At 55.9% G+C, this 22,615-nt stretch carries 21 protein-coding genes; 11 read left to right on the forward strand and 10 right to left on the reverse strand.

Annotated features, from left to right (window positions below; all coding sequences use genetic code 11):
- Nucleotides 1-48 precede the first annotated feature (48 nt).
- The gene (queA, locus tag HMJ29_RS08435; protein ID WP_135532359.1) at nt 49-1,098 is read right to left on the reverse strand and encodes a tRNA preQ1(34) S-adenosylmethionine ribosyltransferase-isomerase QueA; all 1,050 of its coding nucleotides are present in this window, start codon (nt 1,096-1,098) and stop codon (nt 49-51) included.
- 188 nt (nt 1,099-1,286) lie between these two features.
- Between queA and HMJ29_RS08440 the strand changes: the two genes are divergently transcribed.
- The 3 genes from HMJ29_RS08440 to HMJ29_RS08450 all read left to right on the forward strand — a co-directional run bounded on the left by HMJ29_RS08440 (nt 1,287) and on the right by HMJ29_RS08450 (nt 5,211).
- Nucleotides 1,287-2,546 (forward strand): ABC transporter permease, encoded by a 1,260-nt coding sequence (locus tag HMJ29_RS08440; RefSeq protein WP_171591057.1) that lies wholly within the window; start codon nt 1,287-1,289, stop codon nt 2,544-2,546.
- A 295-nt stretch (nt 2,547-2,841) separates the two neighbouring features.
- Complete coding sequence (locus HMJ29_RS08445; protein WP_171591058.1) at nt 2,842-3,705, forward strand: LOG family protein; 864 nt, start codon at nt 2,842-2,844, stop codon at nt 3,703-3,705.
- 330 nt (nt 3,706-4,035) lie between these two features.
- Complete coding sequence (locus HMJ29_RS08450) at nt 4,036-5,211, forward strand: lycopene cyclase family protein (RefSeq protein ID WP_171591059.1); 1,176 nt, start codon at nt 4,036-4,038, stop codon at nt 5,209-5,211.
- 234 nt (nt 5,212-5,445) lie between these two features.
- On the opposite strand, the gene HMJ29_RS08455 is transcribed toward HMJ29_RS08450, so the two are convergent.
- The 3 genes from HMJ29_RS08455 to HMJ29_RS08465 form a co-directional block, all read right to left on the reverse strand.
- Nucleotides 5,446-6,195 (reverse strand): ABC transporter ATP-binding protein, encoded by a 750-nt coding sequence (locus HMJ29_RS08455; protein ID WP_171591060.1) that lies wholly within the window; start codon nt 6,193-6,195, stop codon nt 5,446-5,448.
- Nucleotides 6,196-6,272: 77 nt separating this feature from the next.
- Nucleotides 6,273-6,494 carry a DUF2795 domain-containing protein gene (locus tag HMJ29_RS08460; RefSeq protein ID WP_019948259.1) on the reverse strand — a complete coding sequence of 74 codons (222 nt, stop codon included), beginning with the start codon at nt 6,492-6,494 and terminating at the stop codon, nt 6,273-6,275.
- Nucleotides 6,495-6,634: 140 nt separating this feature from the next.
- Nucleotides 6,635-7,939 carry a DUF349 domain-containing protein gene (locus HMJ29_RS08465; RefSeq protein WP_171591061.1) on the reverse strand — a complete coding sequence of 435 codons (1,305 nt, stop codon included), beginning with the start codon at nt 7,937-7,939 and terminating at the stop codon, nt 6,635-6,637.
- Nucleotides 7,940-8,359: 420 nt separating this feature from the next.
- Between HMJ29_RS08465 and ettA the strand changes: the two genes are divergently transcribed.
- Nucleotides 8,360-10,027: an energy-dependent translational throttle protein EttA gene (gene ettA / locus HMJ29_RS08470; protein ID WP_171591062.1), complete on the forward strand. Its 1,668-nt coding sequence runs from the start codon at nt 8,360-8,362 to the stop codon at nt 10,025-10,027.
- A gap of 126 nt (nt 10,028-10,153) precedes the next feature.
- Entirely contained in the window at nt 10,154-11,119 is a 966-nt protein-coding gene (locus HMJ29_RS08475; protein WP_171591063.1) for an HNH endonuclease, read from the forward strand.
- Nucleotides 11,120-11,132: 13 nt separating this feature from the next.
- Here the strand turns inward: HMJ29_RS08475 and HMJ29_RS08480 are convergent, their stop codons facing one another.
- The 4 genes from HMJ29_RS08480 to HMJ29_RS08495 form a co-directional block, all read right to left on the reverse strand.
- Nucleotides 11,133-12,755: a Na+/H+ antiporter gene (locus tag HMJ29_RS08480; protein WP_171591064.1), complete on the reverse strand. Its 1,623-nt coding sequence runs from the start codon at nt 12,753-12,755 to the stop codon at nt 11,133-11,135.
- Nucleotides 12,756-12,908: 153 nt separating this feature from the next.
- Complete coding sequence (locus tag HMJ29_RS08485; RefSeq protein WP_171591065.1) at nt 12,909-13,127, reverse strand: hypothetical protein; 219 nt, start codon at nt 13,125-13,127, stop codon at nt 12,909-12,911.
- A 156-nt stretch (nt 13,128-13,283) separates the two neighbouring features.
- Nucleotides 13,284-13,685 (reverse strand): DoxX family protein, encoded by a 402-nt coding sequence (locus HMJ29_RS08490; protein WP_171591066.1) that lies wholly within the window; start codon nt 13,683-13,685, stop codon nt 13,284-13,286.
- 56 nt (nt 13,686-13,741) lie between these two features.
- The gene (locus tag HMJ29_RS08495) at nt 13,742-14,164 is read right to left on the reverse strand and encodes a VOC family protein (protein WP_171591067.1); all 423 of its coding nucleotides are present in this window, start codon (nt 14,162-14,164) and stop codon (nt 13,742-13,744) included.
- A gap of 203 nt (nt 14,165-14,367) precedes the next feature.
- Here HMJ29_RS08495 and HMJ29_RS08500 point away from each other — a divergent pair, with 203 nt between their 5' ends.
- Both HMJ29_RS08500 and HMJ29_RS08505 read left to right on the forward strand, forming a co-directional pair.
- Entirely contained in the window at nt 14,368-15,351 is a 984-nt protein-coding gene (locus HMJ29_RS08500; RefSeq protein WP_171591068.1) for a GlxA family transcriptional regulator, read from the forward strand.
- Between the two features lie 180 nt (nt 15,352-15,531).
- Entirely contained in the window at nt 15,532-17,022 is a 1,491-nt protein-coding gene (locus HMJ29_RS08505; RefSeq protein ID WP_171591069.1) for a M48 family metalloprotease, read from the forward strand.
- Between the two features lie 323 nt (nt 17,023-17,345).
- Here HMJ29_RS08505 and HMJ29_RS08510 read toward each other — a convergent pair whose 3' ends face one another.
- The gene (locus HMJ29_RS08510) at nt 17,346-17,978 is read right to left on the reverse strand and encodes a helix-turn-helix transcriptional regulator (protein WP_171591070.1); all 633 of its coding nucleotides are present in this window, start codon (nt 17,976-17,978) and stop codon (nt 17,346-17,348) included.
- 198 nt (nt 17,979-18,176) lie between these two features.
- On the opposite strand from HMJ29_RS08510, the gene HMJ29_RS08515 reads away from it, so the two are divergent.
- Nucleotides 18,177-18,608 (forward strand): hypothetical protein, encoded by a 432-nt coding sequence (locus tag HMJ29_RS08515; RefSeq protein ID WP_171591071.1) that lies wholly within the window; start codon nt 18,177-18,179, stop codon nt 18,606-18,608.
- Nucleotides 18,609-18,683: 75 nt separating this feature from the next.
- Nucleotides 18,684-19,091, forward strand: coding sequence for a hypothetical protein (locus HMJ29_RS08520; protein WP_171591072.1), 408 nt, complete (start codon nt 18,684-18,686; stop codon nt 19,089-19,091).
- A 6-nt stretch (nt 19,092-19,097) separates the two neighbouring features.
- Here the strand turns inward: HMJ29_RS08520 and HMJ29_RS08525 are convergent, their stop codons facing one another.
- Nucleotides 19,098-20,039: an SMP-30/gluconolactonase/LRE family protein gene (locus HMJ29_RS08525; RefSeq protein ID WP_171591073.1), complete on the reverse strand. Its 942-nt coding sequence runs from the start codon at nt 20,037-20,039 to the stop codon at nt 19,098-19,100.
- 388 nt (nt 20,040-20,427) lie between these two features.
- On the opposite strand from HMJ29_RS08525, the gene HMJ29_RS08530 reads away from it, so the two are divergent.
- Nucleotides 20,428-21,336 carry a cation diffusion facilitator family transporter gene (locus HMJ29_RS08530; RefSeq protein WP_171591074.1) on the forward strand — a complete coding sequence of 303 codons (909 nt, stop codon included), beginning with the start codon at nt 20,428-20,430 and terminating at the stop codon, nt 21,334-21,336.
- A 96-nt stretch (nt 21,337-21,432) separates the two neighbouring features.
- Nucleotides 21,433-22,530 (forward strand): sensor histidine kinase, encoded by a 1,098-nt coding sequence (locus HMJ29_RS08535; protein ID WP_171591075.1) that lies wholly within the window; start codon nt 21,433-21,435, stop codon nt 22,528-22,530.
- The last annotated feature ends 85 nt before the right edge of the window (nt 22,531-22,615 follow it).

Below are 22,615 nucleotides of genomic sequence, written 5' to 3' on the forward strand. Positions count from 1 at the left end.
TTTTTGCTGCAGCCACGCCTGGTTAAGGCTAGGCCACTGCGGCATTCCTTACAGAATCAGCATGGCGTCGCCGTAGCTGAAGAATTTGTATTTCTCTTTGATAGCCAGCTGATAAGCCTCTATCAGGAGTTCGTGGCCAGCAAAAGCCGAGGCCATCATCATCAACGTGCTCTCCGGAGTATGGAAGTTGGTGAGCAGCGCATTTGAGATTTTGAAGTCATACGGAGGGAAGATAAACTTATCTGTCCAGCCTTCCGTGGGCTTCAGGCGGGAGTGCGCTGATACCGATGACTCCATGGCGCGCATAGAGGTAGTGCCAATGGCGCAAACGCGCTTCTTAGCGTCCAGGGCCCGGTTTACTACCGCCGCCGAGTCTGCCGGTACGATAAAGTTTTCCGAGTCCATCTTGTGCTTGGTCAGGTCTTCCACATCTACGGGGCGGAAGGTGCCCAGACCTACGTGCAGGGTTACCGGCACCACATCTACTCCTTTGATTTCCAGGCGCTTCATTACCTCGCGGGTAAAGTGCAGGCCCGCTGAAGGAGCGGCCACGGCACCTGTATGCTTGGCATAAATAGTCTGGTAGCGCTCTTTGTCGGCGGCTTCCGTTTCGCGGGGGATGAACTCCTTGGGAATGGGCGTTTCGCCCAGGTCGTGCAGCGCCTTATAGAACTCCTCATCAGAGCCATCAAACAGGAATTTAATGGTCCGGCCGCGCGAAGTGGTGTTGTCAATAACTTCAGCTACCATGTCGCTTTCGCCGAAGTAGAGCTTGTTGCCTACCCGAATTTTTCGGGCCGGGTCAACCAGCACATCCCACAAGTGGATTTCTTTGTTCAGCTCACGCAGGAGGAAAACCTCGATTTTGGCGCCGGTTTTCTCTTTGTTACCATACAGGCGGGCCGGGAATACTTTCGTGTCGTTTACCACGAAAACATCGCCTTCGCCGAAGTACTCGATGATATCTTTGAATACGCGGTGTTCAATCTTGCCGCTGTCGCGGTGCAACACCATCAGGCGAGATTCGTCTCGGTTTTTGGCCGGGTGCTGTGCCAGTAAGTTTTCAGGCAGGTCAAATTTGAACTCGGACAGTTTCATGGGCCAGACAGGGCAATAGGTGGGGAACCTAATGAAAAAATTGAGCCGCAAAAGTAGTCATTCGAGCCGGATTAATCGTTACTTTTCGCCCGAAAAGGTGAGGCCCCGCTCCACTGAGCTACTGCTTAATCGGTTATACTGATACGTTTACGGTTCCGGCTACTACTCCGGCCTCATCCCGGCCCCTCATGAAAGCACTCCGCCTGACCTTTGAAAGCTTCCGCTTCGCGTGGCAAGCCCTCAAGTCCAATTTGCTTCGCACTATCCTGTCCTTGCTCGGGGTAACGGTGGGCATTTTTGCCATTATTGCCGTTTTCACGGTCGTCGACTCGCTGGAAACCAACATCCGGCAGAGTATGAATTTTGTGGGCGACAAGGTAATTTACGTGAACAAGTGGCCTTGGGTATTCGAGTCTAACTTTGCCTGGTGGAAGTATTTTAACCGACCCGTACCCACGGTGCGAGAGTTTCGGGAGTTGCAGCGCCGCCTGGGGCCCAACAATAATGGCATAGCCATTTTCGCCAATACCAGCGGCAACCTGTTTAAAGCAGGCAGCAATAGTATGGAGGGCTGCAACCTGCAAGGCGTTAGCCTGGAGTTTAACAAGGTGTCGGAAGTGCCTATTGCTGAAGGACGCTACTTCACGCCTCAGGAGGTTGAATCGGCCCGCAACGTGGCCATTGTGGGCGCTGAAATAGCCGAGAGCCTGTTCCCTAACAGCTCGGCACTGGGGAAGGAATTTAAAACCCGCGGCCAGAAGTTTGTCATTATTGGCGTAATGCAGAAGGAAGGCAAGAAGCTGCTGGATACCCCCAGCAACGATACTAACTGCCTGATTCCCTTTGGGATGTTTACCAAGATGTTCGCCCTGAATGCTAACGGCCAGGGCGGCGTGTCGCCCAGCATTGGCATCAAAGGCACCGATGACGACCCGGGCTTGCTGGACCTGGAGTACGAGCTGAAAGGCGTGATGCGCAACATCAGGGGCCTAAAGCCGCAGGAAGAAGACAACTTTGCCCTGAACCGGCCTGAAATGCTGGCCAATGCTATTACCAAGCTCTTTTCTGTTATTGGTATTGCGGGGGCTGTTATTGGCTCCTTTGCCATGCTGGTGGGCGGGTTTGGTATTGCCAACATCATGTTTGTGTCGGTGAAGGAGCGCACCAATATCATTGGCATTCAGAAGTCATTAGGAGCTAAGAATTATTTCATCCTGTTCCAGTTTCTGTTCGAGGCCGTGTTCCTGTGCCTGTTGGGCGGGGCGGCTGGTATTCTGCTGGTGTGGTTAATTACCCTGGTGCCGCAGGAAGGCCTACCATTGTTCCTGACGCCCGGTAATATCTCGCTCGGTCTCACCGTATCGGTGGTTATTGGCGTGCTGGCGGGCATTATTCCGGCCGTACTGGCATCAAACCTCGATCCGGTTATTGCCATCAGGGCGCAGTAACTTTGCGCTGGCTACGCGGTTATAGAAACTGCGTTTGCGGAATACAAAGGCACAGCCCATGGGTGGGTTAAATGACCTGAACTGGCCTAGCCGTCACCTAACAATTTCATGATGCAGGCTAGCGTAATGTTAACAAATTGTTAACTTGCCGGTCGCTACTTTTGGTCGCCTTCCTTCCGTGAGGCGGCCTTCTTTTTGCCTTTTTCCTAATTTTTTACCTGGCGCAGGCCCATCCCCACCGCCGTCGGCTTGTGCAGTCGCCGGCTGTCTGTGCCTTTTTACCCGTGTAGCTCCTATGTCGAAGCTAAAAAAAACCAGCCGTACTAAAGTGGCCGATGAAGTGCTGAATGCTGGCAGCGGCCAGACCATCGTGCAGCCCAACATCAACGACAATAAGGTTAAGACCATTAGTGATATCCGTGAGCAAACGCATGGCCAGCGTACCGTGCAGGTGGATGATGAGCAGCGCATTCGGCAAGCCTTTGTTGACAAGGACTGGAACGAGATAAAGATTGCCGACTCCTGGCAGATCTTTAAAGTAATGGCTGAGTTTGTGGAGGGCTTCGAGAAGATGAGCAAGATTGGACCCTGCGTGTCCATCTTTGGCTCGGCTCGTACCAAGCCAGAGAACCCTTACTACCAAATGGCCGAGGAAATTGCGGCTAAGCTGGTGCGCCACGGTTACGGCGTTATCACGGGCGGTGGCCCTGGTATTATGGAGGCCGGTAACAAAGGTGCCCATAAGGAGGGTGGCCGGTCTGTAGGCCTCAACATTGAGCTGCCCTTCGAGCAGTTCAATAACATTTACATCGACCCTGACAAAATCATCAACTTCGACTACTTCTTTGTGCGTAAGGTGATGTTTGTGAAGTACGCGCAGGGCTTCATTGGCATGCCCGGCGGCTTTGGCACGCTGGATGAGCTATTTGAAGCAATTACCCTGATTCAGACCAAGAAAATTGGTCGTTTCCCCATTGTGCTGGTAGGCTCCGCCTATTGGAATGGCCTGTTCAAGTGGATTGAGGATGTAATGCTGCACGAAGAGCACAACATCTCGCCCGAAGACATGGAGCTGGTGCAGATTGTAGATGACGCAGAAGCCGCCGTGAAAATTATCGACGAGTTCTACAGCCGTTACCTGCTCTCGCCAAACTTCTAAGCCGTTTGGCTGAGCCTAGCCATCTAAAAAGCCGCCGCTTTTCTCTCTTCAGAGAAGCGGCGGCTTTTTCGTTTAAGCTCCTAAATGAGGGGTGAGTGCTCGTAGAGTATAAAGCACAGCTGCTAATGGCTTATTGCCCTAGTTATACAGCATCACTTTCCGTACTCACCACAACTGCCACTCTGAAAAGTTGCGAAGTAGCTCTTGCGTTACGCTGGGCGGGCGCTTCGCCCAGCAACTGCGAAGCTCTTTCCGCGCCAGCTGTTCCGTGAGCCAAGTCTGGCGTACTGTCTTAACTTGCAGCGGCGGCCCTTTCGGTCGTTGTTTCTCATGGCCGCATCCGTTGATTTCGACTACCTGATTGTGGGCGGTGGGGCCGCTGGCCTCAGCCTGGCCTACCACATAAGCCAGGAGCCGCGGCTGCGCCAGAAGCGCGTGTTGCTGCTGGAGCCCGAGGCCAAAGACACCAACGACCGTACCTGGTCGTTCTGGGCCGATGAGCCAAGCCTGTTCGACGAGATAGTGGCCTACGAATGGGCCAACATTGCTTTCCGAAGCCCTGATTTTGAACAGATATTTGAGCTGAAGCGCCACCGGTACAAGATGATCCGGGGGCTTGATTTTTACCGGTTTGTGCGGAACGCTTTGGCTAGCAGCCCACAGTTCACGCTCCTGCAAACCACCGTAGGCCACCTGCAAGACTTGCCGGGTACTGGCGTGCGCGCCACCACCCCCAACGGGGAGTTTACTGCCCACTACGGCTTTGATAGCCGCCCGCCGCAACTGGAACGCCGCCCTGAGAAGCACCGGTATCTGTTGCAGCACTTTGTAGGGTGGGAGGTAGAAACCGATGTGGATGCGTTTGACCCGGCCACGGCGGAGTTTATGGACTTCCGGGGCGCGCAATACCAGGAGGCGCGGTTTATGTACGTGTTGCCTTTCAGCAAACGCACGGCGCTGGTAGAGTACACCCTGTTTTCGGCGGAGCTACTACCCAAACAGGCCTACGAAGAGGCCATGCGCACCTACCTGCGCGACACTCTGGGTGTAACTAATTTCAGAATTAAGGCGGAAGAAGTGGGTGCTATTCCCATGACCGACCATCCGTTCCCGGCCTCGGCCGGAGAGCGAGTTATACACCTGGGTACTCGTGCGGGGCGGGCCAAGCCCAGCACAGGTTACGCCTTTAAGCGTATTCAGGCCCACTCGGCACGGTTGGTGGCCGCACTGGCCAGCACTGGCCAGCCACCCCAGCACCCAACCGGCGACCAGTGGCAGTTCCATCTTTTCGATACCCTGCTGCTCGACATTATGCAGCGCTGCGGAGAGCACACCCGCGACATCTTCGCGCAGCTATTCAGCCGCAACCCTCCCGAACGCATTTTTGACTTTCTGGATGAGCGCACTTCCTGGCTGGAGAATCTGCAGGTGATGAACTCCGTTACTCCCTGGCCCTTCCTGCAATCCATCTGGCACGTAATCAGAGGCCGGCCTGGGAAGCGGTGATGAGGTAATGAGGTGAGGGAGTGACGAGGTGAAGAAAGGAAGTGGCCTAGACTGTCACTTTTACCGCACCTCATTTTGATGCAACAGCAAGGGCCTTCCTACAGCATAGAACGCACTGGTTGCTAGGCCACTCGCTCACATGTGTAAAGCTCCTGCCTAGCTTTAAGAAGCCGTTTAACTTTTTATGCTCCACTGCACTTAGTCACCTAATAACCTCGTCACCCTCTTACTTCCTTACCTCATTACCGATAAGCTTTCCTCACTTTCCAGGTACTCACGGGCGGCCCGGACGGTATCAGGGGTTAGGGACTCTAGCTGCGGGGTGGGAGCGGAGAGGTTGAGCAGGTAACCGCCAGCAGGTAGAGCCAGCAGGTTGTCGAGGTCGTGAGTGATGCAGAGAACGGTTTTTTGCTGCTCCTGCACCCAGGACTGGAGCAGATCAAATACGCGGCGCCGGTAGTACACATCAAGCTGCTGCGTGGGCTCATCGAGCAAGTACAGGGCGGCATCTTGCAGGCTGAGCTGGGCCAGCCACACCAGTTGCTGCTCGCCGCCGGAGAGTTGAGTGAAGTCGCGGGCGGCAAGGTGAGCGGCGCCCACGCGGGTTAGCGCCGCATTGGCCAGAGCGTAGTCGGTAGGAGAATAGGCACTCAGGAAGCGGTGGTGGCGGAACCGGCCCATGACCACCAACTCCCGCACCGAGATAGAAAACTCTACACTGCCTCGCTGGGGTAAATAGGCCAGTAGGCCACTGTTGGCCGGCTGGCGCACGGTACGCAGATCCTGGCCTAGCACCCTAATGGTGCCCTCATACGGAATACGCCCCGTAAGCGCCCGAAACAGAGTGGTTTTGCCGCAGCCATTGTGGCCTACAATAGCTACAAAGGCAGGCTCAGGCACGGCCAAAAAAAGATTGCGGAGCAGGACACGCTGTCCATACCCCGCAATCAATTGTTCAATATGCAGAACTGAGATATCAGCCATAAGAATTGAGACTCTAACGGCCTGTTCGTGACCTGAAAAGAAGCTCAGTTCTAGGCGCTCACTTCTAAGTTCTCCTATTAATACTCGTCTTCGTTGAACATGAAGTCTTCTTTGGTCGGATAATCCGGCCAAACTTCTTCAATATTCTCGTAGGGCTGACCGTCGTCCTCCAGGGCCTGCAGGTTTTCCACTACTTCCATCGGGGCACCCGAGCGGATAGAGTAATCAATAAGCTCGTCCTTGGTGGCAGGCCAGGGTGCATCTTCCAGATACGAAGCAAGTTCCAGAGTCCAGTACATAGTCGTGTGTGCTACTAAAAAAGGTTGGCAAAGTGTAGAGGGGCATCAGCAAAAATCTAGCCGAGGCAATGGGCATGACACCATTACCGGCCTAGGGTTGCTTTTGCTGACGACAACGTAAAATACAAACGAAGGTTGAGTTACTTACTAACTCGCTGACGCAACATTTCAATCAAGTCGTTTTTCGTGCGGATTTTCCGCTCAAACGCTCTGATCTTACCCTGTAGCATAGTCCGGAAGGCCTCGTTTCCGGGCGAGTCGTTGAGCTTGCCCAGGTTTTCTTCCAGCACTTCCTGCTCCTGCTTGTCGTATTTGATGAAGTCTCGTAGGGCTTGTACCCGAATGGTAACCTGCTCCTCCGGCGAGCCAGCTTCTGGGCCAGCTGGCTGGCGCTTCCGGATAAAATGCTCCAGGGCACTCATCTCAAATACCTTATCACAGGCTAGGATAAACTGCTCCCACACCCGGTCAGATTCCTCACCGCGTACGGGGCCCACCTTTTTCCAGGCCGCCTGCAGCTCCTTGGCGCGGGCCACCGCCTGCGACATGGGCTGGCTCAGCAACGCCTGTGCTTCGGCCACCAACGCCCGTTTGCGGCTCAGGTTATCGTCGGTGGAGGTGCCCTGGCCCTCGGTGCGCTTGCTTTCAATGTGCACCTTCAGGCGCTCAAAGAAATGGTTGTGCGCCGCTCGGAACCGCGTCCAGAGGTCGTTGGCTTGCTTGCGAGGCAAGGAGCCGCCTACTTCCTTCCAGTCTTGCTGCAACTGCTTGAGCTTGCGGGTGGTTTCCTCAAAGTCGTTGGAGTTTTGCAGGGCTTCCGACTTGTGGATGAGCTCCTTGTAACGGTCATACACGCGGTTGACCATGGCCTTTTTCTCGGCCAGAAACTCCTTCTTGTTCGCAAAAAACTTATCAACGGCGGCCTGAAAACGGGTTTCCAGCTCGTCGGTGAGGTGCTTTTCCACAGGGCCGGTTTTAATCCAGCCCTGGCGCAGGTCTTTTACTTTCTCGGTGCCGGCCTGCCAGTCAATGGTGTTGGCCAGCTCTTCGGTTTCCTGAATCAGACCAATTTTGGTGGCCAGATTCTTCTCGCGGTTGCGAACAATGGTAACCTTGATGGACTCTTCCGCTTCGGTGAGGCGGCGGTGCAGGCTTTCAAAATCCCCTAGGGCATCGTAGTTGCCTACCTGCTCCTTAAGGTGCAGGGCTTTCATCAGGAAAGAGCCTTTATTTTCCGATTCCTCAATTTTCTGGAGCAGGTCTTCCACCTTATTGCGGAAGAGCTCGAAGCGCTGAGCGAAGTAGATCAGGGATGCGTCGCCGGACTCTTTGACCTGACCCACCTGCCGGGCGGGCAGGTCCAGCAGCGGGCGGAGCCACACCTGGTCGCCCTCGATGTAGCCATAACGGCGGGCTTCGGCCAGTAGGTGGTCTTGTTGTTCCATAAGTAAAATAGCGGGGGAGCGGAATAGGTGGAAAGGTCGGTATTCAGGCCAAAAAGCTGTACAAGTTTACGGGTTACGGGCCAAATCCTTGATGAAAGCAAACCGTGGAATCTTTATCCGGGCTGCCTACCTTTGGCCTGCCCGACAAAATCAGGCACTCGTCACTTGCCAGCTAGTTGGGTGTTTCCGTGTGCAAAGAGCTACGCACGGAAAGTCAATGCGGTTATTTTCAGAACACAGGACACATACAATATCGGGTTAAATAAGTAGACTCACCGCCCGACTCGTGGTGCAGGGAATCGACCCGCAAAATAGAAACCTAATTTGTACGCGCAACTTTTAGTTGCTGCTCCCGGCCTTGGCATTGCTTGCTAGGCCACCTTCTCAGTCATTATTTGCCCTTTCTTCCTCCAGTAAACTATGAGCGACCAACCCACCATTATCTTCTCCATGGAGAGGGTAAGCAAGATTTTCCCCCCCCAGAAGCAAGTTCTCAAGAACATCTACCTCTCGTTTTTCTACGGCGCTAAAATCGGCGTGCTAGGACTTAACGGCTCGGGTAAGTCTTCGCTGCTAAAGATTATTGCCGGCGTAGACAAGCAGATTCAGGGCGACGTGGTATGGTCGCCGGGCTACTCGGTGGGCTACCTGGAGCAGGAGCCCCAGCTAGATCCTACCAAAACCGTACTGGAAGTAGTGCAGGAAGGCACCGCCGAAACCGTAGCCCTACTGAAGGAGTTCGACGAAATCAATGAGGCCTTCGGGGCCGAGGATGCTGACTTTGACAAGCTGCTGGAGCGCCAGGGCACCGTGCAGGAACGCCTCGACCAGCTTGATGCTTGGAACCTCGATAGCAAGCTGGAGCGCGCCATGGACGCCCTGCGCACGCCCGCCCCGGATGCCATTATTGGCAACCTCTCGGGCGGCGAGAAGCGCCGCGTAGCCCTGTGCCGCCTGCTGCTGCAAGAGCCCGACGTGCTGCTGCTCGACGAACCTACCAACCACCTCGACGCCGAAAGCGTGCTGTGGCTGGAGCAGCACCTACAGCAGTACAAAGGCACCGTAATTGCCGTAACCCACGACCGGTACTTCCTCGACAACGTGGCCGGCTGGATTCTAGAGCTGGACCGCGGCGAAGGTATTCCGTGGAAGGGCAACTACTCCTCATGGCTGGAGCAGAAGTCGAACCGCCTGGCTCAGGAGGAAAAGACCGAGAGTAAGCGCCAGAAAACCCTGCAGCGCGAGCTGGAGTGGGTGCGCATGGCCCCGAAAGCGCGCCAAGCCAAGAGCAAGGCCCGCCTCGCTGGCTACGATAAAATGGTGAACGAAGACGCGAAGGAGAAAGAACAGAAGCTGGAGCTGTTCATTCCGGACGGTCCGCGCCTGGGTGCTCAGGTAATTGAGGCCGAAGGACTAACTAAGGCCTTTGGCGACAAGCTCCTGTTCGAGAACCTTTCCTTCAACCTGCCCCAGGGCGGCATTGTAGGCATCATCGGCCCGAACGGCGCCGGTAAAACCACCCTGTTCCGCCTCATTACGGGGCAGTTGGAGCCCGATGCGGGTACGTTTGTGGTGGGCCCCACGGTGCAGACGGCATACGTAGATCAGCAGCACGACACCCTGGAGCCCAACAAGTCGGTGTTCGAGACGATTTCGGGCGGTACCGAAACCATGTTGCTGGCCGGCCGGCAGGTGAACTCGCGCGCCTTTGTGAGCAATTTCAACTTCCGCGGCGGCGACCAGGAGAAGAAAGTAGGCAGTCTGTCGGGTGGTGAGCGGAACCGCGTGCACCTGGCCACTACCCTCAAGCAGGGCGCTAACCTGCTCCTGCTCGACGAACCCACCAACGACCTGGACGTGAATGCCATCCGAGCCCTGGAAGATGCGCTGGAGAACTTCGCCGGTTGCGCCGTTATCATCAGCCACGACCGCTGGTTCCTGGACCGCCTCGCCACCCACATCCTGGCCTTCGAGGGCGACTCGCAGGTCGTGTGGTTCGAGGGCAACTTCTCCGATTACGAAGAAGCCAAGAAGAAGCGCCTCGGCGATGTAGAGCCCAAGCGCGTGCGATACCGGAGCTTGAACTAAGTGACAAGTTAAAAGCTCTGTTTCTTACGATAGAAGATCCCCACCAGTTTGCAGGTGGGGATTTTTTTTGCGCTTCTTGCCTTCCGTATTGTCTTATAAGTAAATCGTCATATTGCTAGGCTCTCCGTGTCCAAACCTGTTCATATCGCTTATTCCCATCGCTTCACCCACCTACGCGTGGCCCGCAGCCGCCAGTATGGTGAGGCGCCGTATAAGCCCGCGCTGCTACTAGCCGTGCTCGATGGTATTGAAGACGGTAACATTCAGGAGAATCGAATCTACATCACCCCGGAGCTGCTGGCCGCTTTTCGCAGTCTCTGCCGCGACCTGAGCACCTCGGCGCTGTTTCGGGCTAACGACTTTTCGCTGCCCTTTTACCACCTCACCGGCGACGGGTTTTGGCACTTGCGCACTCTGCCCGGCATGGAACTGCTGCTGACGGCTTCGCGCTCGGTCAAGAGCCTACGGAGTCTGCGCGATACAGTGGCCCACGCCTATTTAGATGCGGAATTGTGGGCGCTGGTGCAGGAGCCGGTGGCCCGCGAGGAACTGCGCCAGGCCCTACTGCGTCGTTACTTTCCGCAGACGCGCTTCCGTTACCAGCCCCGCGCTGGCACCGAGGCCGTGCAACAGCTGCGTCGCCAGATGCTGGAGGAACCTGCCGCCACGTATGCGCTCCGGGCCGTTGCTACCGATGAGCTGGATGCGGCCGTGCGGAGCGGACTGTTTAAGCGCGTGGTGCTAGAGGCCTACGACCATACCTGCGCCATATCAGGCCTGAAGCTGGTGAGCACAAGCACGGCGGCTCTGAACCCTCTGCTCGATGCCTGCCACATTGTGCCCTGGGCCCTCAGCCACGATGATACCATTGGCAATGGGCTGGCCCTGTGCCCTAACCTGCACCGGGCCTTTGACCGCCAGTTGTTCTGGATAGACGAGGACTACACCGTGCGGTGCAGCGCGGCCTTCGCGGAAGTGGCCGGGGCCACCCATGGTATTCGGCAGTTTGAGGGGCAGCGCCTGCAGTTGCCCGCGAAGCCGGCTTGGTGGCCTAGGCCGGAAAACTTGCGCGTAAAGCGGGTGGCCTGTTAAGGGATAAGAAAATTCAATGCGGCATATGGCTGATCTTGGCCTCGTCTAGGTCTAACTGAGCTTCCTGGTGGCGCAGCATTTCTTCCTCAAATACATCCTCGTGGCGCAGCACAAACAGCTCCTCCCGCTGCACGCGTAGTACATCGAGCAGCACTTGGTGGTAGCGCTGCAGAGCCTGGCGTTTTGTGTCGTCGTAGTCCAGAGCTTCCAGCAGGTTGCCGGTGCGCTGAGCTTCGGCCTGCATACGCTGCTGTAGGGCTTTAATAAGCTCATTTTCCTGCATGTCGCTCACGTAATGCTGGTGCATGTGGGTGAGGGCCACCTGGCGCAGCCGCAGCCGAATGCCGGCCTCCTGGGCATCGGTGGGCATGCGCTCTTCGGCCTCAGAAATACCCAGCAGGCGAATAATGGTGGGCAGCGTAAGGCCTTGGAACACCAGTGTAATGAGAATCACGACAAAGGTGATAAACAGAATAAGGTTGCGCTGCGGAAAGGCTTGGCCATTTGTGAGCAGCAGGGGCACCGATAACGCCGAAGCCAGTGAGACCACCCCACGCATACCGGCCCAGCCAATAACAAAGGGGCCCTGCCAGCCGGGGCTGGTTTCCTGAGTGCGAATGTGATGGCTGAGCCAGCGCGGCACGAAAGCCGCCGGGTACATCCAGAGCAACCGAATCAGGATGATAACCACGCTGATAATGAGCCCATAGGTAATGGCCTGGCGGAGCGAGTAGGAGCCCAGGCCCTCTACGGCCACGGGTAGCTCTAGGCCTATCAGAATAAACACTAGGCCATTGAGCACAAACCCCACGCTCGCCCACACGCTATTGGCCTGTAAACGGGTATTAGCATCAAATACCCGGTGGGAGAGATGGGAGAGGAGCAGGCCACCGCTTACCACGGCCAATACGCCCGAAAAGTGAAACTCCTCGGCCAGCAGGTACATCACGTAGGGCGCAACAAACGTGAGCACCGTATTGATGCTGGGCGTGGTAGGGAAGTAACGATGAATCAGGTAAAACCCGTAGGCCACCACCAGTCCCACCACTAGCCCCATACTGCTTACCAGCACAAAGCTAGTGGCCGCCTGATGCAGCGAGAAGGCCCCCGATAACACGGCCGCCAAGGCAAACCGAAACACAATCAGACTGCTGGCATCATTAATAAGGCTTTCTCCTTCCAGTATGCTGGTAACCCGGCGCGGTACTTTCACGCCTTTAAGCACGGAGGTAGCCGCTACGGCATCGGGTGGGGAGATGATGCCGCCCAGCAGGAACCCCAGCGGCAATGTGAACCCCGGAATCATGGCCCGGGAGATGTAGGCCACTATAGTGGAGGTAAAGAATACCAGCCCAAAGGCCAGCAGCATAATGGGGCGTTTCCAGCGCCAGAAATCCTGCCACGATGTTTCCCAGGCGGCTTGGTACAGCAGGGGCGGCAGGAAAATCAGGAAGATAAGGTCGGGGTCGATGACGATGCGGGGCAGCCCGGGCACGAAGCTGAGCGCCAGACCGGCCAGCACCAAAAAAATGGGGTACGACATCCGCAGCTTCTGGCTCAGCATCACGAGCAGCAGCATGGCAAACAATAGGCCTAGAACCAGTAGAATGTTCTCGTGGAGAGTAGTAGCGGACATCGGCAGAAGCAGCTTAAGAGCAAAGTGCTGGCCGGAAGGTAGCCGCTACCACACGAAAACGCTACTGCTGGCCGCGCTTAACTGCCGCACTTGCACCGGCGGCCGGGCCTGAGTTGTAAGGGCCGCAAGAGCCGGGCGGGTGGGGGTACTGGCCTACTCGGGCAATACCTCCGCCTGAAAACCCGCTTCTTGTAGCAGCTGAATAAGACCCAGGGGCTGAATAACCGCCTGCCGGCTTTCAACCCGCAGAATCTGGTCGCAGTCCTCCAGGTCGAAGGTGGCCCGGTACTCCCTAAAGTTTGCATGAATCTGGGCCAGAAGCAGCCGGGCGTGGCGCCGGGCCCTCACGTTGGTTTTGAAAACTTCTACCATGATGCAGACGGGTTAAACTGGCTTTGCACAATTGATAGGATGTAGTATATAAGCGCACCGTTGGCCGGCGCTGGCTTCTGGGCCTGTCTGCTGCGCACCAGCGGGGCCCGCACCAGACAGGCCCAGAAGCTAGAGTAAGCATTTGGCCCGCTACGGTTAAGCGGGTACACCGGCTACAGCCGCAGGGAAGGCAGTGGCCTCCGTCTGCCGTTGGTTGAGCCGGTAGGATATAGCAATCAGGAGAAAGCCTAGGCTAATGGGCAGCCACGTACCAGCAGAATCACCTACGGCAATGCTGGAATACATAGCCCCGGCCAAGTCAAACACAAAACCCGCGTAGGCCCATTCCCGGAGCCGCGGGAAGCCCGGCACTACCAGGGCTATAACGCCCAGTAATTTGGCTACGCCCAGAAAGGGTGAGAGGTAGGCCGGGTAACCCAAGTGCGCAAAAGCCGCCACCGACTCCGGCGTACTCATGCTATTCATGAGGCCCGACATTGTCATGAGAGCCACCAGCAAGCCAGTGGAAAGCCAGTACAAAAGGGTAGTCTTTTTCATGATGTGCAGGAGGGGCAAAGCCTCGGGGTAAGTGAATGAACAAGGAAAAGAGGAGTCTACGGCTGAGGCTCCTTGTCGTAGTTGAGCATCCAGTTAATGCCAAACTGGTCAGTGAACATGCCGAAAGTGGCACCCCAAAACGTGTCTTCCAGGGCCATGGTAACGGTGCCGCCCGCCGACATTTGGCTGAAGAGTTGTTGGATTTGCTCGGCGCTGTGGCAGTTGATGGATAAGGAAATAGTGTTGCCCTGCGTGATTTTCTGCATTCCCGCGTCAGAGGCCATCAGCGTAAAGGCCTCGTTCTTCAAAATGGCGTGCATCACGCCCTGCCGGGCTTCTTCGGGCATGTGCTCCGCGGCAGGGGTACCCTCAAAGGCCTGGATCATCAACTCGCCACCCAGGCATTGCTGATAAAAAGTCATGGCCTCGCGGCAGGTGCCATTGAAAGAGAGGTAAGGAATGAGTTCAAGTGCGTTCATGGAATGTATGAGATGAGGGTGAAGAAGGAGGCGCAAATATAGTGTTCTGTTTATGCTAATTTATGTAGTAATATTGTCTATCTTGAATTGTTTGATGCTAGCAAAATTAGCAATTGGCGCCGCTTGGCTGCGGGGCCAATTGCGACTAATTCAGGGCGTATTGCGACACTTTTCCTACACTTGGCTAACTACCCCACCTTACTATGAAGCAAATATCCATCCTGGTTCCTGAGGGAGCTATTCTGGGCAGCATCGAAGGGCCGCGCCTGGTTTTTGCCGAGGTAAACGCCCTGCTGCGCCGCATGGGCAAGCCAGCCCTCTTTAGCATTCAGCTCGTAGGCCTGCACCAGACCACTGCCGTATGTGGCGGCCTCTACACGGTAACTACCAATGTGCTGCTACCCCATGTGGCCAAGACGGATCTGGTCATCATCCCGGCCATTGACGGTGACCTGGACCAGGCGCTGGAAAATAACAAAGCCTTTTTGCCCTGGATTGTGCAGCAGTATCAGGGCGGGGCTGAGGTAGCCAGCCTGTGCCTGGGTGCGTTTCTGCTGGCGGCTACTGGCCTACTTACTGGTCGGCAGTGCACTACGCATTGGGCTGCCGCCAATGATTTTCGGCGCATGTTTCCGGAGGTGGAACTACGCGAAGACCAGCTCATTACCGACGAGCACGGCATTTACTCCAGCGGCGGGGCTTTCTCCTACCTCAACCTGGTGCTCTATCTGATTGAGAAGTATGCGAGTCGGGAAATAGCCGTGATCTGTGCTAAGGTGTTCCAGATTGACATTGAGCGGGTTAGTCAGTCGGCCTTCGTGGTGTTCAATGGACAGAAGGAGCACGAAGACGAGCCCATCAAAAAAGCCCAGGCCTACATTGAGGCTAACTATCAGGAGAAAATCACCGTCGATCAGCTGGCTTCCATGCTAGCCCTGGGCCGGCGCAATCTGGAGCGCCGGTTCAAGAAGGCCACCTCTAACTCCGTGGTTGAGTACATTCAGCGGGTGAAGATGGAGGTAGCCAAAAACAGCCTGGAGTCGTCGCGGGAAAATGTAAACGAGGTGATGTATAACGTGGGCTACACCGACCCTAAATCCTTCCGGATGACATTTAAGCGCGTGACGGGCCTCTCGCCTAAGCAGTACCGCAGCAAGTACAACCGTGAGGCAGTAGGGGTAAGGTAGGCCAAGTGGTGAGGCCTCGAAGGAGGGCAGCTGCAAGCGGCGTGTGAGTAAGGAGTAGAGGGTAAGAATCCTACTCTGGGGTAACCAAGCCGCCGAAACCTAAGGGCTGGAGTCGCGTTGCTAAGCATATGCTGGCCCTGCTGAGCTGGCTTATGCTCTCCCACTCACATATCCAACCCTATGAAAAGTCTTGTTTCAGCTGTCTCCGGCCTGGGGACAGCACTATTGCTGTTGCATTCCGGTTGTTCCACCAACCCCGTCAGTGGCAAGCGTGAAGTGAGTTTGGTATCAGAGGAGCAGGAGCTAGCCATGGGCAAAGAGGCTGATCCGCAGGTAATAGCGCAGTATGGGCTATATGAGAATGAGGCGTTGCAGCGCTTTGTACAGGAAAAAGGCAAGCAGATGGGCGCCATTTCGCACCGCCCTGGGCTTACGTATCAGTTTCGGGTGGTAGACTCGCCGGTAATCAACGCCTTTGCCATTCCGGGCGGCTACATTTACCTGACGCGCGGCATTATGGCCCACTTCAACAATGAAGCGCAGTTTGCCGGTGTGCTGGGCCACGAGATAGGCCACGTTACGGCCCGCCACTCGGCTCAGCAGCAAACGAAAAGTACACTGGCGCAGGTAGGCCTGATAGCGGGCATGATTGCCTCCCCGCAATTTGGGCAGTATGCTGAGCAAGCCCAGCAAGGACTAGGCCTGTTGTTCCTCAAATTTGGGCGCGATGATGAGCGGGAAGCTGATCAGCTGGGGGTGGAGTATTCTTCTAAAATAGGGTATGATGCTCACCAGATGGCCGACTTTTTCCAGACCCTGCAGCGGGAGCAGCAAAAGAGTACGGCCGAAGCGCTGCCCCCCTTCCTCTCTACCCACCCCGACCCCGGTGACCGGTACAACACGGTACATCAGTTGGCGACCCAGTGGCAGCAGAAAATGCCGGCCACTAACCTGCAGGTAAACCGCAACTCTTACCTGCAAATGATTGACGGTATTGTGTACGGCGAAGACCCAAAGCAGGGCTTTTTGGAGAAAGGCGTGTTTTATCACCCCGTGTTGAAGTTCCAGTTCCCGGTACCCACCAGCTGGAAATTTCAGAACTCACCGCAGCAAGTGCAAATGGCTCCGCAAGATGGTAAGGCCCTCATGATCCTCACGCTGGCCCCCGGTGAGACCCTGGAAGCCGCTGCACAACAGATGATAAAGCAGTATCAGCTGCAGGTAGTAGAGTCGAAATCCATAACCATTAACGGGCTGCCTGCCTTGGCAGTAGTAGCCGACCAGGTAGCTCAGCAACAGCAGCAACCCCAGCAGCAACAGCAACAACAACAGGCCGCTCAGGTAAGCGCCCGCACCCTGATTCATTTTATTCGCTACGGCAACGCCAACTACGTGCTACTGGGCGCCAGCAGCCCGCAAGACTTTGCCACGTACGCCCCGCAGTTCAGCAGCACCGCCCAAGGTTTCCGGCAACTCACTGACCCCGATAAGCTGAATAGAAAGCCCGAGCGGGTACGAGTGAAAACCCTGAAGCTGCGCAGCAACCTCAGCCAGGCCTTACGCTCTAACGGTGTGCCCGAAGCACGACTTGAGGAAATGGCTATCCTGAACGGTATGCAGCTTAACGAGCAGGTGAATGCCGGTAGCCTGATAAAAGTGGTGGAACAATAGCCTGGGTTGGCCTAGGCCAGTCTGGTAGAGGCCAGGCGATAAGTGCAGTAGCCTAGCCAGACGTCATTTACCGGGTAAAAGCCACCAACGGCACGGAAATTAGGCACACTGATCTAGTAAGCCAGCACAGCACCTGAGCCCTGCCTTACCTTTGACTCAATAAAAACAGCGCGAGTAGGGTTAATGGAAAGGAAGGCTCATACCGCGAAGTGTTAGTGTGCGGCGAACGGAGTAGGTGGAAGGATGAAGTTTACCCGCTAATACGAAAGAAAAGGCCACTGCCTCAGGCAGTGGCCTTTTTATTTGCCCTGAGTGGCCAGTGCCTACACCATTACCCAGCCATGTTGTACGGCGCGCACGGCTAGGCCTACCAGCGTTTTGGCGCCCGCTTTTTGCAGCAACGCGCGGCGGTGGCTTTCTACCGTGCGTACGCTCAGGCACAGTTGGTTGGCAATTTCCTGGTTGCAATGGTCTTGCACTACCAGCCGCAGCACTTCTAGCTCACGCCGGCTAAAAGGAGTTGGGGGCAGCAAGCGCGGCGCCGGCTTGGGCCGCGCTCTTTCAGGAGCCTCTGCTGGCAGATGAGCCGCAAACAAAGCCGCCACCGCAGCCGGGGTCGCGTGGTAGGGGAGCCAAGACCAGGCAGAAGTACGATGCGTCTCTAAGTACTGGCGTACATCGGCGGAAAGTCGGTTGCTGGTGAGTAACAACACCGGCAACGTGCTCCTGACCTTGCGGAGCTGTTCCAGAAAGTGGCAGGCCGGGCCAGCTAGTACCGCACAGTCTAGCACCACCAGGTCATACAACTGCTGAGAAAGGATGGGTAGCAGCCCAGACGCATCAGCGTGGAGCGTGATACCCACCGCCGGCCAGGCTTCTTGCAGAAGGGTAACTATTCCCGCGCGGTGCAGGGTTGGCTGAGCCACAATGAGGGCCGCATTGGCAGAGGCATACATATAACAGGCGCAAAGATGTGCAACAAGCACTGAACCAGTAACAATAGGCTAGCCCAGAAGGGACAGTAGGCGGTAGATCAGATATATTGAAATGAATTTAATAATATTTATTATACAAATAATTACTTTACAGGTGGGGATAACAAAGATTATCTATAAACCTTTACCTTCTCGCTTTAACTGCCTAACTACTGGCCTATGGCTTCCCCAGAAATTACCGACTTCCTGAGCCTTACGCATCGGCCTGATCTGGGTGTTCTGGTAGCGCGTTGGCAGCGGCAGCCCCTCCCCGATGAGTTACACCAAGGCTACTGGCAAATCCTGGAAGTAGCCCTGGCCCAGCAATGCCGGTTTTGGCTTATAGATGCGCGCCGCCGCGACAATGCCAACCAGCAGAACACGCCCTGGATGATGGAAACCTTCTTTCCGGCGGTGGGGGCCCAGCTAGGCCACTCTGTATACGTGGCATTTCTCTTTGCCCCCGCCCACCTCACCGAAATAGAAGCGGATACCTCCGTGCCGCCGCTCACCTACTTTGATGGCCGGCCATACCACGTGCAGCGCTTCACGGATGAGCACCACGCCATGGAGTGGCTGGCGGCTTGTCAGCAGGCAAAGCAGGTCGGGTAAATGGCAATGGGGTAAGCACTTGATACGTGCAGGACTTGTACCTTTGAGGCCGAATTTTCGACTCAATCACTCACAATGCTGTTACGGTCCCTGCTGGATACGCCCGAAATCACCATTAGCTATGATGCCGACAATCAGTGGCTGTATGCAGATTGGAAGGGTGAGCATGATCAGGAGTCGTCGCAGCGGTGCTGTATGCTGCTGCTGGATAGCCTGCGCCAGTGGCCCTGCCATAAACTCCTGAACGATAACTCCAGCATCAGCAAAACCACCGTGCAAATATCGGTGTGGGGGGCGTGGTGGCTGGAGGAAATGATGCGGGCCGGCCTGCAGTATGTGGCCTGGATATACCCCCGCGATTTTGCTGCCCGGCAGGCAACGGAGGCCACGCTGCAGCTGATTCAGCGCCCCGTGGTTATGAGCTTTGATGATGTAGCTACGGCCTATTTTTGGTTGCAAAAGCAACCAGTACTGGCCCAGTAGGCCTAGTTACTGCACGCCTTTCACCCGCATGGGCAGCACGTACACCGCCTCCGAGGCTGTGATGAAGAGCGTTTTGCGGTCGGGGCCGGCAAAGCAGACGTTGCCAGTCCATTCCGCTGGCACATCAATGTGCTCAATCCGCTGGCCCGCCGCGTTGTATACCGTAACGCCCTTACCGGTCAGGTACACGTTGCCTTCCTGGTCGAGGGTCATGCCATCAGAGCCCTGACCCGCGAAAACCTGCCGGTTGCTCAGGGTGCCGTCAGGCCTAATCTGGTACTGGTACGTTTTGTTTGCCTCAATATCGGCCACGTAAAGCACTTTCCCATTGGGCGTGCCCACAATACCGTTGGGTTTCTGCAGCTGATCATCAGCAACTACGGCCGTTTTAGCGCCAGCTGCCAGGTAATAAAGCTTCTGGCCGCCGAGGGCTGGGTCGGGGGCCTGGCGGGTCCAGTAGTTGCGCTGGTAATAAGGGTCAGTGAAGTAAATGCCTTCGGTTTTAGGATGAATCCAGAGGTCGTTGGGGCCATTGAGGCGGTGCCCAGCCACTTCCGTTAGCAGCACCGTAGGCCGGCCCTGCTTGTCGATAGACCACAACTGGTTCTGCTCATCGGCGCAGGCCACCAGGTTGCCACGCTTATCAAAGTACAAGCCGTTAGCGCGGCCGGCTTTATCCAGGAATACGGAGAGCTTACCGTCGGTGCTATATTTCCAGATCTTGTCGTTGGGCTGGTCGGTAAAAAATACATTGCCGGCCTTATCTACGGCGGGGCCCTCCGTGAACTTGAACTGCTCGGCTACCAGGGTAAGCTGTGCCCCGTTGGCCACCACCGAACCGGAGCCATTGGTAGATGCCTCTTGTTGCCCCATAACGGCAGCCGGAAAAGCACTGGCCAACAAACCCGTGGCCAAGAGGGCGAGGTACAGAGACTGAGCAGTTTCCATAGAGTGAGATAGTAACGCGAGGAGCCAGTAGGCCTGCAACATAAAGCCTTTTGGCTAATTAAGCCCTGTATACGGTAGGCCCGGTACTGCCAGCCATATACAAGAAGCGCTTGAGCACAATGTATTTAACTGGCGGGCGGGGCGCTGCCATCTAATAGCTTAGCACAGGAGCACGGCGCCTATCTTACGGGAGTGCACATAGGTAGTGGCCTGAGGGAGAGGTGAACTGGATTGCGGCAAGAAAAAGCCCGTGTGTAGTAGCCTTGTATTCTGGGGGGCCGTATTAGTTGGCACCAGGTTACTACCCTCTTTAATCAGCCTTTACTCATCAGTGAGCACGGAGCCAACCACTACGGCAAGCGAGAAGCCCTCATCCAAAGTTGCCATTATGGCGGCATTAGGCGCGAACTTGGCTATTGCCATCATCAAGTTTGTGGCGGCAGGCTTTACGGGTAGCTCAGCTATGCTGGCCGAGGGCATTCACTCCGTGGTAGACACCGCCAATGAGTGGCTGCTCCTGCTGGGTTTGCGCAGCAGCCAGCGGCCCGCCTCCGACAAACGGCCCTTTGGCTACGGCAAGGAGCTCTACTTCTGGTCGTTTATTGTGGCCATCTGCATATTCGCCATTGGGGGCGGCATCTCTATCTATGAAGGAATTCAGCACCTGCGCCATCCTGAGCCCATGGGTGAGCCGTTCTGGAACTACGTAGTGCTGGGTGTAGCATTCCTTTTTGACGGAGCGTCTTTTCTGGTCGCCCGGCGCACGTTTAACGCTCAGCGAGGAGGCAGGTCGTTTTGGCGGGCCTTCCATGGCAGCAAGGACCCCTCCATTTTTGTGGTGCTGTTTGAGGATGCAGCCGACCTGCTAGGCCTGCTCGTGGCTTTCCTGGGCGTGTTGCTGAGCCACCAGCTGCAAAACCCCTACCTCGATGGCGTAGCCTCCCTGCTCATTGGCGTGATTCTGCTGGTGGTGGCTGGCTTGCTGCTCCGCGAAAATAAAAGCCTGCTGCTGGGCGAGCCCGCCGATCTGGCGCTGCTACAAGGCATTACCGAACTGGCGCGCACTGATGCAGCCGTGCAGGATACTGCCACGCCTATGTCATCGTACTTGAGTCCACATGAAATTCTGATAGTCTTGCGCGTGCAGTTTGAGCCGCAGCTGCGTACTGCTGAGCTAACCCAGGCAGTGCAACGACTCCAGAGCAGTATCCGGCAACAGTACCCCGATGTTCAGCACCTGTTTATTGAGCCCACTGCCCAGGTAATGCTTGCGCCAGAACCACCTGTAATGGAATAGCCATGAGCATATTGCCTCACTGGAGCGCGCCACAAACGGATTCGTAACGCCTGGCTTTTTTGGGCCGTATGCTAAGCGTAATATATACTTAATGTAATGCTTGATTTTGCCACTTTATTCCGTCCGCTAGCTGAGCGTGGTCAGCAGCTGTATTTTGTGTATCACCTAGAGGGTAAGCGGATAGAATACGCAAGTGCTTCGGCGCAGACGGTGTTGGGGGTGGCGCCCGAAAATCTGCTGGAGGCCCTGCCTGCTATACTGGCCCGCCTGCATCCCGATGACCGGAGCTATGCTCAAACCCGGCTAGGCCACTTGCTGCAAGGGCGTTTTGTGGAAGATGTGGAGCTCCGGCTCCTCGACCCCGAAAACCCAGATGGACCTATTCAGTGGGTGTGCGTAACGGCCGCGCGCGTAGAGCAGGGCCCTGGCCGTACCTACCTGAGTGGCACAGTGCAAGACGTGACCCGCAACCGCGAGTACATTGAAAACGCCGACCGTTTCAACACCAAAAAGAACACCACTCTCGAAATTCTCTCGCACGATCTGGCAGGACCCTTTATCATGATCAAGCAGGTGGCGGGGTTTGTAAGTGAGAAGGTGGAAGACCTGAACGACAGCACGGTGAACGAGCTGCTGTCAGTGATGCAGACCACCTGCCAGGACAGCATTAACATGATCCGGGACTTCGTGGACACGGAGTTTCTGGAGTCAGTGAATGTGCAGATGAAGCCTGAGCGCACCAATCTGGCGCACGACCTGCAGCAGCTGATAGGGCAGTTTCAGTCTTCGCAAGAAGACCTGAACAAGCACTTCATTTACGAGGGCCCGGAGCAGCTGTACTACTCACTGGATAAGAACAAGTTCATGCAGGTTATCAACAACCTGCTCAGCAACTCCATCAAATTTACCCCCGACGGGGGGCGCATCAGCGTAGTACTGCAGCCTAGCGCTGAGGAGGTGCTTATCAAAGTGATAGATACGGGTATTGGCATTCCGGCAGCCGTGCAACCCGTACTGTTTGAGCGGTTTACACCTGCTCGCCGCCCTGGCCTGCGCGGCGAAAAAACCAATGGCTTGGGTATGTCCATCATCAAGGCCATTGTGGAGCTGCACGGTGGCCGCATTTGGGTGGAAAGCACCGAGCAGCAGGGCTCCACATTTTTTATCTCGCTCCCCCGCAAAGAAGCTGACTAGCCAGCCATGCAATAAGTGGCCTAGAGCCAGCCTGGCATGTGGTAGTACGCGGCCGGCTGCCCCCGGTAAAGGATGCCCTTTGGTG

It is taken from the genome of Hymenobacter taeanensis, from assembly GCF_013137895.1.
Classification (GTDB): Bacteria; Bacteroidota; Bacteroidia; order Cytophagales; family Hymenobacteraceae; genus Hymenobacter; species Hymenobacter taeanensis.